The sequence below is a fragment of the Caballeronia sp. GAFFF1 genome, assembly GCF_023630705.1.
GTDB lineage: Bacteria > Pseudomonadota > Gammaproteobacteria > Burkholderiales > Burkholderiaceae > Caballeronia.
The window spans coordinates 46169-61195 of the sequence record NZ_JALQEM010000031.1 but is presented as its reverse complement, the minus strand read 5'-3'; the positions used below and the strand labels follow the sequence as shown (position 1 = coordinate 61195).

13 protein-coding genes are annotated in these 15027 nt (G+C 65.6%); 6 read left to right on the top strand and 7 right to left on the bottom strand.

The window, feature by feature from the left end:
• Window positions 1-423 precede the first annotated feature (423 nt).
• Genes NCR37_RS17160 through NCR37_RS17150 form a run of 3 tightly spaced genes read left to right on the top strand, consistent with a single transcriptional unit; the run spans window position 424 to window position 4189 of the window.
• Entirely contained in the window at window positions 424-894 is a 471-nt protein-coding gene (locus NCR37_RS17160) for a (2Fe-2S)-binding protein (RefSeq protein WP_250474054.1), read from the top strand.
• The gene (locus NCR37_RS17155; protein ID WP_250474053.1) at window positions 894-1925 is read left to right on the top strand and encodes an FAD binding domain-containing protein; all 1032 of its coding nucleotides are present in this window, start codon (window positions 894-896) and stop codon (window positions 1923-1925) included. Before NCR37_RS17160 ends, NCR37_RS17155 begins: the two co-directional genes overlap by 1 nt.
• A complete protein-coding gene (locus tag NCR37_RS17150) occupies window positions 1922-4189 on the top strand; it encodes a xanthine dehydrogenase family protein molybdopterin-binding subunit (RefSeq protein WP_250474052.1) in 2268 nt (755 codons plus the stop codon). The genes NCR37_RS17155 and NCR37_RS17150 overlap by 4 nt, the downstream gene beginning before the upstream one ends.
• A 15-nt stretch (window positions 4190-4204) precedes the next feature.
• Here the strand turns inward: NCR37_RS17150 and NCR37_RS17145 are convergent, their stop codons facing one another.
• The 5 genes from NCR37_RS17145 to NCR37_RS17125 form a co-directional block, all read right to left on the bottom strand.
• Complete coding sequence (locus NCR37_RS17145) at window positions 4205-5065, bottom strand: ATP-grasp fold amidoligase family protein (protein WP_250474239.1); 861 nt, start codon at window positions 5063-5065, stop codon at window positions 4205-4207.
• Window positions 5066-5206: 141 nt separating this feature from the next.
• Window positions 5207-6484, bottom strand: coding sequence for a glycosyltransferase (locus NCR37_RS17140; RefSeq protein ID WP_250474051.1), 1278 nt, complete (start codon window positions 6482-6484; stop codon window positions 5207-5209).
• Between the two features lie 201 nt (window positions 6485-6685).
• A complete protein-coding gene (locus NCR37_RS17135) occupies window positions 6686-8005 on the bottom strand; it encodes an SUMF1/EgtB/PvdO family nonheme iron enzyme (RefSeq protein WP_250474050.1) in 1320 nt (439 codons plus the stop codon).
• A 171-nt stretch (window positions 8006-8176) separates the two neighbouring features.
• On the bottom strand, window positions 8177-8899 hold the full coding sequence (locus tag NCR37_RS17130) for a helix-turn-helix domain-containing protein (protein ID WP_250474049.1): 723 nt from the start codon (window positions 8897-8899) through the stop codon (window positions 8177-8179).
• A gap of 111 nt (window positions 8900-9010) precedes the next feature.
• The gene (locus NCR37_RS17125; protein WP_250474048.1) at window positions 9011-9487 is read right to left on the bottom strand and encodes a universal stress protein; all 477 of its coding nucleotides are present in this window, start codon (window positions 9485-9487) and stop codon (window positions 9011-9013) included.
• Between the two features lie 216 nt (window positions 9488-9703).
• Here NCR37_RS17125 and NCR37_RS17120 point away from each other — a divergent pair, with 216 nt between their 5' ends.
• The 3 genes from NCR37_RS17120 to NCR37_RS17110 all read left to right on the top strand — a co-directional run bounded on the left by NCR37_RS17120 (window position 9704) and on the right by NCR37_RS17110 (window position 13926).
• The gene (locus NCR37_RS17120; RefSeq protein ID WP_502800542.1) at window positions 9704-11272 is read left to right on the top strand and encodes an MFS transporter; all 1569 of its coding nucleotides are present in this window, start codon (window positions 9704-9706) and stop codon (window positions 11270-11272) included.
• Between the two features lie 82 nt (window positions 11273-11354).
• Window positions 11355-12932, top strand: coding sequence for an aldehyde dehydrogenase (NADP(+)) (locus NCR37_RS17115; RefSeq protein ID WP_250474047.1), 1578 nt, complete (start codon window positions 11355-11357; stop codon window positions 12930-12932).
• A 55-nt stretch (window positions 12933-12987) separates the two neighbouring features.
• Window positions 12988-13926, top strand: coding sequence for an SMP-30/gluconolactonase/LRE family protein (locus NCR37_RS17110; protein ID WP_250474046.1), 939 nt, complete (start codon window positions 12988-12990; stop codon window positions 13924-13926).
• Here the strand turns inward: NCR37_RS17110 and NCR37_RS17105 are convergent.
• Both NCR37_RS17105 and NCR37_RS17100 read right to left on the bottom strand, forming a co-directional pair.
• Complete coding sequence (locus NCR37_RS17105; protein WP_250474045.1) at window positions 13923-14354, bottom strand: GNAT family N-acetyltransferase; 432 nt, start codon at window positions 14352-14354, stop codon at window positions 13923-13925. The two genes, NCR37_RS17110 and NCR37_RS17105, sit on opposite strands and share 4 nt — an antisense overlap.
• Before the next feature lie 48 nt (window positions 14355-14402).
• Complete coding sequence (locus NCR37_RS17100; protein WP_250474044.1) at window positions 14403-15002, bottom strand: short chain dehydrogenase; 600 nt, start codon at window positions 15000-15002, stop codon at window positions 14403-14405.
• Between the last annotated feature and the right edge of the window lie 25 nt (window positions 15003-15027).

The window sequence follows — 15027 nt, the reverse complement described above, 5'->3', positions numbered from 1 at the left end:
TGTCAGTTCGGCGAATCGCGCTTCGCGGCCTGCTGACTTGGGATCTCACAGGTGAGCTCTGAACGTAAGCTGGACAAGCCCGCTTGCGGGCTCCGATAACGCACACCGGCCTTCACGGCGGCGGCAGTGTACCACCTCGTTAACGCGCTTGAACCAGACATGTCGGGTCTTATTTCATCCCGATCGACCCTAGGCGGAACTAATTACATGAGCGTCGGCGTCGTATGCTCAATGCGCTTGTCAGTGCCCGGAGAAGCGCGCATGGCGTCCGATGTGAACCGCTCCCCCACGAGGGCGCGCACAAAAGCGTGAGCTTGCCTTTCTGACGTTGCGCATCCGCTAAGGCACTTTCACCCGCGCAATACGGCACAACGATTGCGCTTGCATCGACGCCGTTTATCGGCCTCATGTGAAGGAGCCGCGATGAAAGTGGATTTGCTCGTCAACGGGGCAGTGCTCGTGCTCGATCTCGACGCACGCGTCACGCTTCTGGATGCGCTGCGCGAACATGCCGGACTGACCGGCGCGAAGAAGGGCTGCGACCAGGGGCAGTGCGGCGCGTGCACCGTGCTGATCGACGGACGCCGCGTGCTCTCCTGTCTCACGCTCGCCGCCACGGCGCGCGGCAAGATCACGACGATCGAAGGTCTCGCTAACGGCCACGCGCTGCATCCGATGCAGGAGGCTTTCGTCGCGTGCGACGCCTTGCAGTGCGGCTACTGCACGCCGGGGCAGATCATGAGCGCCATCGCGTGCATCCAAGAAGGGCACGCGAATTCGCGCGATGAAATCCGCGAGTACATGAGCGGCAATCTGTGCCGCTGCGGCGCGTATCCAAAGATTGTCGACGCCATCGAGCAGGTGCGCGACGCAACGCACGCGGAGCGCGGATAATGCGGCCCTTCCAGCTACTGAGTGTCGAGCAGGCGGGCGACGTGGCCCAGTGCGCGCCGTTCGACGACAACAGCGAACTCACGGTGAAGTCGCCCGTGCAGCTTCTCGCCGGCGGCACGAACCTCGTCGACCTGATGAAGCTCGGCGTCATGACGCCCGAGCGCCTCGTCGATATCAATCCGCTCTCTGCTGCGCATGCGGCTATCGAAGCGAGCGAAGACAGGCTGAAGCTCGGCGCGTTCGCGCGCATGGCCGATGCCGCCGATCATCCGGTGCTGCGGCGCGACTATCCCGTTATCGCGCAATCGTTGTGGAAAGCGGCGAGCCCGCAACTGCGCAACATGGCGACGCTCGGCGGCAACGTCCTGCAACGCACGCGCTGCCTCTATTTCAGGGACACGAGCTGGCACGCGTGCAACAAGCGCACGCCGGGCAGCGGCTGCGCGGCGAAGGAGGGCGTGAACCGGCGGCTCGCGGTGCTCGGCGTGAGCGAGCATTGCATCGCGAACTATCCGGGCGATTTCGCCATCGCGCTCGTCGCGCTCGGCGCGCAGGTCGAGATTCTCGGCACGGACGGGCAGACGCGTCGCTTGCCGTTCGAGGAACTGCATCGCCTGCCGGGCGACACGCCGCATGTCGAGACCCATCTGCGTCCCGGCGATCTCATCGTCGCGTTTCACGTGCCCGCGGGCGCCTGGACGCGACGCTCGCTGTATCTCAAGATTCGCGATCGCGCGTCGTATGACTTCGCGCTCGCGTCCGCGGCCGTGGCGCTCGAACTCGATGCGCAGGGCGTCGTGCGAGAGGCGCGCATCGGTATCGGCGCGAGCGTTGCGAAGCCGTGGCGCGCGCACGAGGCGGAGACGGCGCTCGTCGGCAAGACGATCGACGAGCATAGCGCGGGCGAGGCGGCGGATGCTGCTTTCGCGGGTGCTGTCGTTAGCGGGGAGAATACGTTCAAGCCCGAGCTCGGACGCCGCACGCTGGTGCGCGCGCTATTGGAAGTTGCCGCTCTGCCGGAGATGCCATGAGCCACGACGATTCACTCGCCTCTCATCAGCCGGCGTTCGGCGTGCCGCATGTCCGCATCGACGGCGAAGCGAAAGTCACGGGCCGGGCGTGCTATGCGTCCGATGAGCCGGTGGAGAACGCGGTGTACGCGTTCCTGTTGACGAGCACGGTCGCCAATGGCCGCGTGCGGCGCATTCATGCCGACGATGCCTTGTCTCTCGACGGCGTGCTCGATGTCCTGACGCACGAGAACGTGGGCAGCGAGGCGAAGCCGCCGGAGCAGCAGGCGGGCGGCGCGACGACCAGCACGCTGGAGAGCGATCGCGTCTGGCACGACGGGCAGATCATCGGCGTGGTGGTGGCGACGAGCTATGAGATCGCGCGGGAAGCAGCACAGCGCACGCGCATCGACTACGAGGAAGCGCCGGCTTCGGCCACGTTCGGCAGCGCGGGCGTCGCGGGCGAACGGCGCGAGCCGGGCGAGCATGAGGACTATCGCATCGGCGATTTCGAGCGGGCGTTCGCCGGCGCCGAATGCCGTGTCGAAGCCATCTACGCCACGCCGACGCAGCACCACAATCCGATCGAGCTCTACACGACCACCTGCGCGTGGCAGGGCGACAGGCTGACCATCTGGGAGCCGAGCCAGTTCGTCTACGGTCTGCGCGGCAACGTCGCGCAGCAGCTCGGCATCTCGCGCGAACAGGTGCATGTGATCTCGCGCTTCGTCGGCGGCGCGTTCGGCGGCAAGGGCAACGCGACGGCCCGCACCGCGTGGATCGCCATCGCCGCGCGGCGCGTGGGACGGCCGGTCAAGCTTGTGGCGACACGGGACCAGAGCTATACCATCGCGACGTATCGCGCGGAGACGCGCCATCATGTCCAGTTGGGCGCGACGCGCGACGGCAAGCTCGTCGCGTTGCGGCACGAAGGCTGGGAACTCACGAGCCGACCCAGCATGTATAACGTTTCGGGTACCGAAACAACGGCGCGCGTCTACGCGTGTCCGAACATCGAAACCGTCGTGAACGTGGTGCACGCGGACCGCAATACGCCCGGCTTCATGCGCGCGCCGCCGGAAACGCCCTATATGTTCGCGCTGGAAACGGCGATGGATGAACTGGCCGTGCAGTTGTCGATGGACCCGGTCGAACTGCGCCGCCGCAACGACACCGCGCAGGACCCGGTCACGGGCAAGTCGTTCACGAGCCGCGAGCTCGTCGCGTGTCTCGATGCGGGCGCCGAACGCTTCGGCTGGCACGAACGCAACGCGCAGCCCGGTTCGATGTCCGACGGCGACTGGCTCATCGGCTGGGGCTGCGCGAGCGCGGCGTATCCGTCGAACATTGCCGCGACGGCCGCACGCGTGAGCTTGCATGCGGATGGCCGGGCGCGCGTCGATATCGCCGCGCACGACATCGGCACCGGCGCGTACACCGTCATCGCCCTGACGGCGGCGCATTGTCTCGGCATCGATCTGGAAGAGGTCGAGGTGCACATCGGCGACACTGACTATCCGCCCGCCGCGCTGGCGGCGGGATCGAGCCATACCGCGAGCATCACGCACGCGGTCGCCTCCGCGTGCGAGGCGCTGCGCGACAAGCTCGCGCGGGCTGCGTCGCTGGCGGGGCCGCTGATGGGCCGCGATCCGCAGGCGATGCAGTTCGCGTCGGGCCGCCTGAGTGCCGGCGACGCTTCTGAGCCGTTGCACGATGCCGTCGTGCGCACGGGCGGCGAAATCGTCATTGCCGAGAGCGAGCATATTCCGCGCGGACTGAAGGCCGAAGCCATGGACACACTGCGCGCGGGCAAACTGCCGATCATGCGCGGTCATCAGCGCGACGACGCCACCGCGTATGCGTTCGGCGCGCACTTCGTGGAAGTGCGCGTGCATCGTCTGACGCGCGAGATTCGCGTCTCGCGCATGGTCGGCGCGTTCGCGTCGGGGACCATCGTCAATCCGCTCACGGCGCACAGTCAGTACATGGGCGGCATGATCTGGGGCATCGGCGCGGCCTTGCTCGAAGCCACGGAAATCGACGCGCGGCATGCCCGGTACATGAACGACAACATCAGCGAGTATCTGATTGCGGCGAATGCCGATGTCGGCGAGCTCGACGTCATCATGCTGCCGGAAACGGATACGCAAGTGAACCCGCTCGGCGTGAAAGGGCTGGGGGAAATCGGTATCGTGGGCGTGAATGCGGCCATTGCCAACGCGGTATGGCACGCGACCGGCCGGCGCGTGCGCGAATTGCCTATCCGTATCGAGGACCTGCTGTGAGCCGCGATGTCGCGATTACATCAGGCGACCCCACTCATAATCGACGCTGTCAGGCGTCAACGGGAAAAGGCCTGCGCCGGGCGTAAAGGTCAGTTCACCGAAATAAATATGATCGTCCACGTTATAGAGGTCGACGCGCACGAAGTCGAAATCGCTTGCCAGGGTGCGCGCTACCCATAAGATTTCGTCGAGGTTGTGCGGACGGGGAGCGGGCTTGTCGCTGCGCGAGTAATGCCCCATCTTGATGTCGAGCCGGTTCCAGTGGGGGTCGTAGATATCCCCGCGTGGATGTCCTCCGAAGCGATCCGAAATCACGAGAATGAAGATTTGCGGATCGTCGGCGTTCCTGTTGAAGACATGAATCTTGATATCGGGCGGCACCTTGTTGTCCGGGCCCAGAAGGAGCTTCTCGAACAGGATGCGGCGCTCGATCGCCTGATAATGCCGTTCCCTCGCCACCGTGAAGAAGTTGGTCGACAACCAGCGCTGCGCCAGCGCATTCAGCGCCTCGAACGAGGTCTCGCGCTTGTCCCTGACGAGCTTCACGAACCCGCAGCCGTGATTCGCCTTCATCACGAAGGTAGAAGGAAGCGCGTCGAAGTCGCGCTGGGTGAAAGAGGACGGCGCGGCAAACAACGGAATCAGATACTTTTCGCCAATCTTGTCCGCGACATAGGCGCGAACCTTCAGCTTGTCGGAGAGATCGGAATAGCGCGGGTCGGGCGCAAGGCACCGCTGCAAGACTTTCTCGTTGAACGTGGCCGGATTGCGCAGATTCGGAAAGCGCCCGATCCTGCGACGATGATAGAGGCTCAACAACACTTTGTCGGGCAAGCAATACTTGATGCCGTGAATGAGCATTTGTCTGGCGGTCATTCGTTTGCCTCCATCGTCAGCGGTCGATTCAAACGCTCGCTCAGTTAGGATCGGAACGCACAATGACGAGATTCGGATGCTGGACGCGACGTGGCTCGACGGGGAGCCCGGCGCCGGAATGGTCAAACGAGAATGCAGGCACTAGCTGGGTGGACGGTTGCAACCGACTGCTACCTCGTCGCCATGATAGGCGTGGTCTTCCGCGCCTGCGGCAGTAGCGTATCCGAACGTTCGGACGAGCAGTCTTTCCAGATCCGCATCGAGCGCCTGGCCGTTGAACTCGTTCTCCACCTTGCGACGGGCGTTCTTGCGGATCGCCTCGACGTCGACCTTGCCCTCCACGATTGCGGACAGCGCCTCGGCAATGCCGTTTGCCGATCGCTCCTCGACGAGCAGGCCGGTCGCGCCGTGCGTCACGAGTTCCGGTATTCCGCTATGCCGGGTCGCGACGACCAGCACGCCGGTCGCCATGGCCTCCATGATCGACACCGGAATGCCTTCCATGTCGCCGTTGCTGGCCACGACCGAGGGCAGCAGGAACACGTCGGCGCTCTTCAGTTCTTCGAATACGCGCTCGTGCGCGCACTTGCCGAGAAAGTTGATCTCGTTCGTGCTGGACGACGCAGCGCGGCGCAGCGTGTCTTCGAGCGGTCCGAAACCGATGAGATTGAGTTGCACCGGATGCCGGCAACTGCGCACGCCTTCGATGGCGTACGCCAACCCCTTCTTCTCGGTGAATCGAGCCACGCTCAGCACCCTGAGCGGGCGATGCAGCGGCCGGTTGCTCGCCTGCGGAGTCAGCCGGTGCGTCTCCACGCCCACATGGTGAACCTTCGTTCGCGATTCGGGCGCGCCCCATTCGATGAGCCGGTTGCGCCACAGATTACTGATCGGAAGGAGCAGCGGGCTCAGGCGAAAGAGGCGCCGATAATGCGGCAGCCATCGTTCGACGACCGCCTGATCGCTCATGTCGGCACCATGAAAGACGGTGACGATGGGCCCGGTCAACAGTCCGGCTTCCTTCAGATACATGGCACGCACGCCGATGGGGCCGAAGTGCGCGATTACCACGTCGAAGTCGATGCCCTCCGTGTCGCCGCCCGACACGATGTCGATGAATGCAGAACGGCAGCCGGTCGCCGCCGCGCGAAGGGCGACAGACAGGCGCTTGCGCCGCTTGTCGTCGATGCACGCGAGCGCGCCGAGTTTCGCGCACGACATGGAGTGGCGCAGCATGCTGACGTCCTGCCGGAAGACGCGCAACTGCACGCGTCCCCGCGTGGGATCCACCGCAGAGTCGTCGTACTTCGCGGCCAGGGCGAATACCTCGTGACCGCGCTCTGCGAAGCCTTTCATCTGACGGAGAACGAACGTTTCGGAAGGAACCGGCAACTTGTCGACGATAAATGCAATTCGCATCGGCTACCCTCGGTGAAATGGTCGCGTCAAGGGCCGATGGTAGACCATCGAAAATGGAAATGCACTCGCTGCGTGGCCGCTGCAATCGATTCATTCGTCGCACGAATCGACGGGTGGCGATGTCGTTGCCGGTTCGATATCCGGGTGAAGCGATAGAATGATTCGTTCACCGAACGAATGTTCTACGCTTCCCGGCTGGGCTCAGGGGCCGGTTACGCAGCGAAAGCCTGCATAGACGTACTGATAGTGCCCCTGAAACCAGTTGCGAAAGCTCGGGCGCAGCATGCATGCAGCCGTTCGCGGAGAACCGCCTTTGATGACGAAGTGCTTGCCGTCGAAGAAGTTGGCGGAATAGCCGAGATAGAAGGGAAACGGCTTGAAGCCTTCGAGCGGGCCGAAGGTCGTCGATGTCCACTCCCAGCCGTTGCCGTACTGCCCTTCCACGCCGAAGTCGCTGCGGTTGTCCGGATGCGCCTGCACGGGCGTCGGGTCCCAGCGGCGGAAGTCGAAGTTGCCTTCCGCGACGTGCGGCGCGCCGATGGCCGCGCGCTGCCATTCCGCTTCCGTCGGCAGGCGCTTGCCGGCCCAGCGAGCATACGCGTTCGCTTCGGCATAGCTCACGTAGACGGGCCAGTCGAGCGGCAGCGCGATCTCTTCGAACATCGTGCGCAGCTTCCAGCCCGAGTCGGTTCGGCGCTGGCTGTCGGCGCCTTCGTCGCCGCGCACCCAGAACGCCGGATGCGCGATGCGCTGCGCCTCTTTCCACGCCCAGTCGGCGTCGTTCCATAGTTCGCGGTTCCAGTAACCGCCCGCGTCGATGAAGCGCAGATAGTCGCCGTTCGTCACCATGTAGCGGTCGATCTCGAATGCAGGCACGTCCACGCGCACTTCGCCGAATTCGTTGTCCCAGCCGAATCGCTGGCTTTCGCGCGAGAGACCGAGCGTCACGCTGCCGGCCGGCACGTGCACGGTTTCATGCGAAAGGACGCGGTCCGACGTGCGCTCGGACGCGGCATCGGCCGGTGCTTTTTTCCTGTCGACCGGTAATTGATGCAACATGTACGCGAGCGTTTCCGCGTGCATGAGCCGATGCTCGATCGCGACTTCGAGCAGCTTCGCCGGCGAGTCGTCGGTGGAAACGGGGTGCGGGACGAGCGAGATGGGATCGAAGCGCGCGTCGATGTCAGCGCGCACTTGCGCACGGTACGCGTGCACTTCGTCGAGCGAAGGCCAGTCGCCGGGTTCGTCCGTCGGCAGGCCGCCGTCCACCGGGTCGATGCCGAACGCGAAAAGTCGATCGTAAGCGGGCTGGGCGTTCGGCAGATGGAACAGGCGCTGGTCGAACAGATTGCGGTCGAACGCCTCGAGGTGGCCGATATAGAACACGATACGGTGCCGCTCGGCAATCGGCCGGTCGTACAGATGCTCGCGCTTGACGATATCGAAGAGTTCGTCCGTGACGCGGCGCGCTTCGGCGAGCCGGTCGAGCAGCGGATGACGCAGGGATGGTTCGCGATTCATGTCGCTCGGTCTCCGTGGCAGGCCAAGGCTGTGCCCTGGAAATCACAAAAGACTAATGCGAAGCGAAGCGCGTGCCAAGCCGATAATGGCCGGCGTTTGTTCGGGCATGGCGAAGAATCCGACTCGAAGCCACGCCGGGCGGGGCGGCAGGCGAATCGTCAGGTTTTGCGGTCAGATACTGCGCAGGCGCTCGAAATCGCGTATGCGGATGGATTTGCCGTGCGCCTCGATGAGCCCGAGCTTGTCGAAGCGTGACAGCGTGCGGCTCACGGTTTCGAGCGTCATGCCGAGATAGCTGCCGATGTCGTCGCGTGTCATGCGCATGGTGAACTCCGTCGCGGCGTAGCCTCGCCGCGCGAGCCGCGCCGACATGTCGAGCAGAAGGCGCGCGACGCGTTCGTCGGCGCGCAGCATGCCGAGTCGCACGACATGGTCCGATTCACGGTTGATGGCCTGGCTCATCATGCGATGCATGCGCCGCTGAAGCGCGTCGGTTTCGCGGCACATGCGCTCGAAAAGCGCGTAAGGCACGACGCAGACGGTGCTGTCTTCCAGCGCCACCGCGTCGCACGTATGCCGCCCGTCGCCGATGCCGTCGAGGCCCAGGGCGTCGCCCGCGAGTAAGAGTCCGGTGACGCGCTCGCGGCCGCCGTCGCGGCTGCTGCCATGCGTGACGAGCGTCTTGAGCGAGCCCGAGCGCACGGCGTAGAGCGAATCGAACGGGTCGCCGGCGCGAAACAGCGCCTCGCCGCGCCGTATCTTGCGCGTGACCGAGATGATGTTCTCCAGCCGCGAGACGTCGTTCGCGCAGAGCCCTTCAGGCATGCACAGATGGCGCATGGCGCAGCTCGAACAATGCGCGGCCCGGCGCCGCATGGAAGTCGAATCGGACATGGCGGACTTCGTTTCTTGATAAATGACAAAACGATTGTCCCATAGCAGACGTTGCCGACACCGCGAAAAAATGCCGCGCCCCGGCGCCTTGCCGGATGCTTACGTCATGAGTTATTCGGGGCGTCCCGAAACGTCCGAAGCGCCTGCCGCCGAGGGAATCAGCAGCACCGGCAGCGTGGCCTGGCGCAGACAACGCTCGGCGACGCTGCCGAGAATCAGCCGTTGCATGCCCTTGCGGCCGTGCGTGCCCATCACGAGCAGGTCGGCATTGAACGTGCTGGCAGCCGAGAGAATCAGCGAGGCGACGTCGTCGCTCGCGGTGGCGTCGGCGGTCACGACACTGCCCGGAATGCCGCGCGCTTTCATCGCCTCGCCGGCCTCGCGGGCGAGCGTCGCGCCTTGCTCGGCGAGCCCCGCCTGCAACAGCGACGGATCGTAGCCGGGCACGTCCATGTAGAGCGGCCCGCTTTCGATGACGTAGAACGGCTGCATGACGGCCTCGTGCTTGACCGCGAGATCGAGCGCCGTCTGGAAGGCGCGTTGCGAGGTGCGGCTACCGTCGATAGCGACGATGATGCGCTTGAACATGGCATGTGCTCCGTTGATCGATGTCGAATGCGGGACGGCGTCTCGCTGCGGCCCGGCGCGTGGGCGCGGCTGAACGCACGGGCAGGATAGCGCGCGCATTCCGCATACGGCTCGCGCATTTTGGCGATGAGTCGATCCGCCGCATGCAACGCCGTACAATTCGTCTTTCCACCGACTAAGCGCCCGCTTAACACCGACCGCATGACCGACGCCCGCATGACCGACGCCCCTCCGCACGCCCTTGCGTTCCGCACGGCTCTTTACGCGATGCTCGGCATCGGTCTCGTCAACATGCTGGTCGCGCTGGATCAGACCGTGGTCAGCACGGCGCTGCCGTCCATCGTCGCGGAACTGCACGGCTTCGAGTATTACGCGTGGATCGCGAGTGCCTACCTGCTTGCTTCCGTCGTCACGGTGCCCGTGTTCGGGCGGCTCGGCGACTATTTCGGGCGCAAGCGCTTCGTCATCGCGGCGGTGATTACGTTCACCCTGGCGTCCGTGCTGTGCGGGCTCGCGCCGAACATGCTGTTTCTCGCGCTGGCGCGCGGGCTGCAAGGCGTCGGCGGCGGCATGATGGTCGGCACCGCGTTCGCCGCGATTCCCGATCTTTTCCCCGATCCACGCACGCGCGTGCGCTGGCAAGTCGTGCTTGCGGCGGCCTACGGCATCGGCACGGCGGCGGGGCCGTCCCTCGGCGGCTGGATGAGCCAGCACTGGGGCTGGCGTTCGACCTTCCTCGTCAATCTGCCGGTCGGCGCGGCGGCGTTGTACTTCATCTGGGCGCATCTGCCGAATCTGCACCGGCCGCGCGAAGGCGGCGTCAAGATCGACTGGCTCGGCGCGGCGCTCGTCGCGCTCGTGCTCGGCGGATTTCAGTCGCTGATCGAGTCCGTGCCGAAAAGCGGCTTGTCGGGCGGCAACATCGCGCTCGGCTGCGTGGTCGTGGCGGGCGCGGCGGCGCTTCTCGTCTGCGAGCGGCGCGCGACGCATCCGATCCTGCCGCTCGACATCTTCCGCGATCCGCATCTGGTCACGCTGTTCACGCTGTCGTTTCTCGCGGGCTTCGTGATGTTCTCGCTGATCTTCTTCGCGCCGCTGTTGTTGCAGGGCGGCTTCGGGCTTTCGCCGCAAGAAGCCGGTCTGCTCGCGACGCCGATTGCCGCGTGCATCGCCATCGGCAGCTTCGTCAATACGCGCATCGTGATTCATCTGCGCAAGCCGACGAAAATCCTGACCATCGGGTTTTCGCTCTTGCTGGTGGCCTCGGTTGCGCTGGCGTTCGCGCGCGCCACGACGCCGCACGTGTGGATCGAGTTGCCGATGGCCGCGGTCGGCATCGGCCTCGGCTTCGTGCTCAACAACATGAATGTGTTCGGACAGGAGATCGCGGGCCGCGAGCGCTTCGGCATCACGACGGCGCTCCTGCAATCGACGCGCATGGTGGGCGGCATGCTCGGCACGAGCATCGTGGGGACGATCGTCGCGCATCATTACGCGAGCGTCGTGACGCGCACGATCAGCGTGCTCGGCGCGGGCGCGGCGGCGCAGTGGCAGCCGCGTTTCGCGGACCCGCGTATTCTCGTGGACGAAGCGTTGCGCGACACCGTGCTGCGCGAGCTGACGGCGGCGGGGCTGGACGCGCCCGCGCTTTTCGACGCCGCCCGCGATGCGCTCGTGCAGTCGGTGCATATCGGCGTCATGCTGACGGGCGTGGCCGCGCTCGTCGCCGCGCTGCTCGTGCGGCGCATCGGACACATCACGTTCCGGCGGGCGGGAAAGGTCTGAGCGGCACGCGTAATGCGTGCGCGGCACGTTCACACTCGTTGGCGCCCGTGACGGGCGGCAGCACCAGCACGGAGAAATCACCATGATGATCACCGGAGAAATGCTCATCGGCACGACGGCCGTGCGGGGCACGGACGCCACGCTGCGCGCCTTCGACCCGGCGCGCAACGTCGATCTCGAACCCGTGTTCGGCGGCGGCGGGGCGGCGGAAGTCGCGCGCGCGTGCGAGCTGGCCGACGCCGCGTTCGATCCGTATCGCCAGGCGCCGCTCGAAACGCGCGCGCAACTGCTGGAAGCGATCGCGGACAACATCCTCGGAATGGGCGATGCGCTCATCGAGCGCGCGCAGGCCGAATCGGCGCTGGCGAAGGCGCGGCTCGAAGGCGAACGGGCGCGCACCGTCGCGCAGTTGCGGCTCTTTGCGTCGCTCGTGCGCGAGGGGCGCTGGCTCACCGCGACGCTCGATTCCGCGCAGCCGGAGCGCAAGCCCGCGCCGCGCCCGGACTTGCGCTTGCAGAAGATTCCGGTCGGACCGGTCGCCGTGTTCGGCGCGAGCAATTTCCCGCTAGCGTTCTCGGTTGCGGGCGGCGACACGGCGGCGGCGCTGGCAGCGGGCTGTCCGGTCGTCGTCAAGTCGCATCCGGCGCATCTCGGCACCTCCGAGATGGTCGGGCGCGCGGTGCAGAAGGCCGTCGCGGAAACGGGCCTGCACGAAGGCGTGTTCTCGCTCGTCGTCGGCGCGGGCAATGCCATCGGCGAGGCGCTCGTCGCGCATCCGGCGATCAAGGCGGTCGGCTTCACGGGCTCGCGACGCGGCGGGCTGGCGCTCATGGAGATCGCATCGAAGCGCCCGGAGCCGATCCCGGTCTTCGCGGAAATGAGCAGCGTCAACCCGATGTTCGCGCTGCCGGGCGCGCTCGCCACGCGCGGCGAGTCGCTTGCGGCGGGTTACATCGACTCGGTGACGCTCGGCGTCGGACAGTTCTGCACGAACCCGGGGCTCGTGTTCGCGCTCGCGGATGCCAAGCTCGACGCTTTCGTGGATCACGCGACAGCCGCGCTCGAAAAGAAGGAAACGCAGACAATGCTCACCGCGGGCATCGCGGCGGCGTACGACGACGGCATCCGGCATCGCGACGAGTCGGGCGCGCAGCGCATCGCGACGGGACAGCAGACGGAGGCGGCGAGCGGCGCGCTGCCGGCGCTGTATCGGGTGAGCGCGGAGCAGTTTCTCGCGAAGCCGCATCTCGCCGACGAGATTTTCGGGCCGACGTCCGTGATCGTCGCGTGCGAGGACGAAGACCAGATGATCGCGGTGGCGCGTCAGCTCGAAGGCCAGCTGACGGCGACGCTGCTGATGGATAACGACGATATCGACTTCGCGCGGCGGCTGTTGCCGGTGCTCGAACGCAAGGCCGGGCGGATTCTGGCGAACGGGTTTCCGACGGGCGTCGAGGTGTCGTACGCGATGGTTCACGGCGGCCCGTATCCGGCGACATCCGATGGCCGCTCGACCTCCGTCGGCGCGATGGCAATCGAGCGCTTTCTGCGGCCGGTGTGCTATCAGGACTTGCCGGCGGCGCTCTTGCCCGAGGCGCTCGCCGACGAAAACCCGCTGAATCTCTGGCGCCTGCGCGATGGCGAACTGGGGCCGAACTGACAACGCCGTGTCCTCTTGCGGCATTCCATCGAACCTTCAACGAAAACTCGAACCGATGACCCTTTCCGACCGCCGCTATCCCGACCCCGCCGTACGCGTGCTCGATCCGCGTTTCAACGCGCTGCGCATTGCATCGGCGTCGGTCGAGTGTCTCTATCAGGGCGCGCGCTGGTCGGAAGGTCCGGTCTGGTTCGGCGACGGGCGGTATCTCTTGTGGAGCGACATACCGAACAACCGCATCCTGCGCTGGGACGAGGAAAGCGGGCAGGTCGGCGTGTTTCGCAAGCCGTCGAACAACGCGAACGGCAACACGCGCGACCGCGAAGGGCGGCTCGTGACGTGCGAGCATCTCACGCGGCGCGTGACGCGCACCGAGTACGACGGCTCCATCACCGTGCTCGCGGATCGTTATGACGGCAAGCCGCTCAATTCGCCGAACGATGTAGTCGTGAAGTCGGACGGCTCCATCTGGTTCAGCGATCCGACCTTCGGCATCGACGGCTTCTACGAAGGCGAGAAGCAGTCCTCGCAACTCAAGCCGTGCGTGTATCGCGTCGACGGACAGAGCGGCGAGATCACCGTAGTGATCGACGACTTCATCGGTCCGAACGGACTCGCGTTTTCACCCGACGAATCGGTGCTGTACGTGGTCGAGTCGCGCTCGACGCCGCGCAAGATCTTCGCATTCGACGTGCTCGACGGCGGTCGCGCGCTCGGCAAGCGGCGCGAAGTCATCGACGCGGGTCCCGGCACGCCCGATGGCTTTCGCGTCGATATTCACGGCAATTTGTGGTGCGGCTGGGGCATGGGCGACGCCGGGCTCGACGGCGTGCGCATCTTCACGCCGGAAGGCGAGGCGATCGGCCACATCGACCTGCCCGAGCGATGCGCGAACGTGTGCTTCGGCGGACGGCATCGCAACCGGCTCTTCATGGCGGCGAGCCACGGGCTGTATTCGCTCTACGTCAACACGCAAGGCGTGAAGGGCGGCTAGGCGGAACGCGCGCCGGTCTTCTCCATGATCCGCTCGGGATGCGCGCTCGTGCGAAAGCCGAAGCGCGCATAGAGGCCGTGCGCGTCGGACGTGACGAGCATCATGCGGCGCAAGCCCTGCAAGTCGGGATGCGCCATCACGCATTCGATCATCCACTTGCCGAGGCCCGCGCCCTGACGCTCGGGCAGCACGAAAACGTCGGCCAGATAGGCGAAGGTCGCGGTGTCGGTAATCATGCGTGCATAGCCGATCTGCCGCGCGCCCTCGAAGAGGCCGAACGCGAGCGAATGACGCGCCGCGCGCTCGACCGTTTCGCGCGCGACGCCCGGCGACCAGTACGCCACTTCGCTCAGATAGCGGTGAATCACGTCGAAGTCGAACGAAGCGATATCCGTCGTCACGCGCCATTCGCCACGAGTCCATTCCATCGCGCTGTTCCTCTTTACAGAAGCGCCGAGCTTAAACGAACCACGCGCTCAATGCACGGCATACACGCGGCCGGTTTCCGCGCCTTCCACGCTGCGGCTATAGCCCAATGCCACGCGCGCGCCGCTCGCCGCCTCGAAGCCGCGAAAATACGGCCCGAAGCTCTCGCGCGCTTCTTCCAGCATGGTCGGGCTGACCGCGTTGATGCGCAGGCCGCGCGGCAGTTCGATCGCGGCGCCGCGCACGAAGCCTTCGATCGCGCCGTTGACGGCTGCCGCGCTCGCGCCTTGCCGGATCGGCTGGGCGCCGACGATGCCGCTCGTGAGCGTGAAAGAGCCGCCATCGTTGAGATAATCGCGCGCCGTGAGCACAAGGTTGACCTGGCCCATGAGCTTGTCGTCGAGGCCGAGGCGAAACTGCGCGGGCGTCATCTTGACGAGCTCGCCGAAGTGGACATGACCGGCCGTGGCGACAATCGCATCGACCCGGCCGATGGCATCGAAAAGACGCTTGATGCTGTCCAGATCGAGCAGATCGACGCGATGCGCGCCGCGCGTCGCGCCGATCTCGGTGACTTCGTGACGCGGTTGGAATTCGGCGCAGACGGCCCGGCCGACCGTGCCGGTGGCGCCGATGACAGCGATTTTCATGAGCGGCCTCGCAAGCGTTGCAGTG

What these genes read in the sequence shown, in the direction of transcription:
- NCR37_RS17160 (WP_250474054.1), top strand. Translation starts at nt 424, where the DNA reads ATGAAAGTGGATTTGCTCGTCAACGGGGCAGTGCTCGTGCTCGATCTC.
- NCR37_RS17155 (WP_250474053.1), top strand. Translation starts at nt 894, where the DNA reads ATGCGGCCCTTCCAGCTACTGAGTGTCGAGCAGGCGGGCGACGTGGCC.
- NCR37_RS17150 (WP_250474052.1), top strand. Translation starts at nt 1,922, where the DNA reads ATGAGCCACGACGATTCACTCGCCTCTCATCAGCCGGCGTTCGGCGTG.
- NCR37_RS17145 (WP_250474239.1), bottom strand. Translation starts at nt 5,065, where the DNA reads ATGACCGCCAGACAAATGCTCATTCACGGCATCAAGTATTGCTTGCCC.
- NCR37_RS17140 (WP_250474051.1), bottom strand. Translation starts at nt 6,484, where the DNA reads ATGCGAATTGCATTTATCGTCGACAAGTTGCCGGTTCCTTCCGAAACG.
- NCR37_RS17135 (WP_250474050.1), bottom strand. Translation starts at nt 8,005, where the DNA reads ATGAATCGCGAACCATCCCTGCGTCATCCGCTGCTCGACCGGCTCGCC.
- NCR37_RS17130 (WP_250474049.1), bottom strand. Translation starts at nt 8,899, where the DNA reads ATGTCCGATTCGACTTCCATGCGGCGCCGGGCCGCGCATTGTTCGAGC.
- NCR37_RS17125 (WP_250474048.1), bottom strand. Translation starts at nt 9,487, where the DNA reads ATGTTCAAGCGCATCATCGTCGCTATCGACGGTAGCCGCACCTCGCAA.
- NCR37_RS17120 (WP_502800542.1), top strand. Translation starts at nt 9,704, where the DNA reads ATGACCGACGCCCCTCCGCACGCCCTTGCGTTCCGCACGGCTCTTTAC.
- NCR37_RS17115 (WP_250474047.1), top strand. Translation starts at nt 11,355, where the DNA reads ATGATGATCACCGGAGAAATGCTCATCGGCACGACGGCCGTGCGGGGC.
- NCR37_RS17110 (WP_250474046.1), top strand. Translation starts at nt 12,988, where the DNA reads ATGACCCTTTCCGACCGCCGCTATCCCGACCCCGCCGTACGCGTGCTC.
- NCR37_RS17105 (WP_250474045.1), bottom strand. Translation starts at nt 14,354, where the DNA reads ATGGAATGGACTCGTGGCGAATGGCGCGTGACGACGGATATCGCTTCG.
- NCR37_RS17100 (WP_250474044.1), bottom strand. Translation starts at nt 15,002, where the DNA reads ATGAAAATCGCTGTCATCGGCGCCACCGGCACGGTCGGCCGGGCCGTC.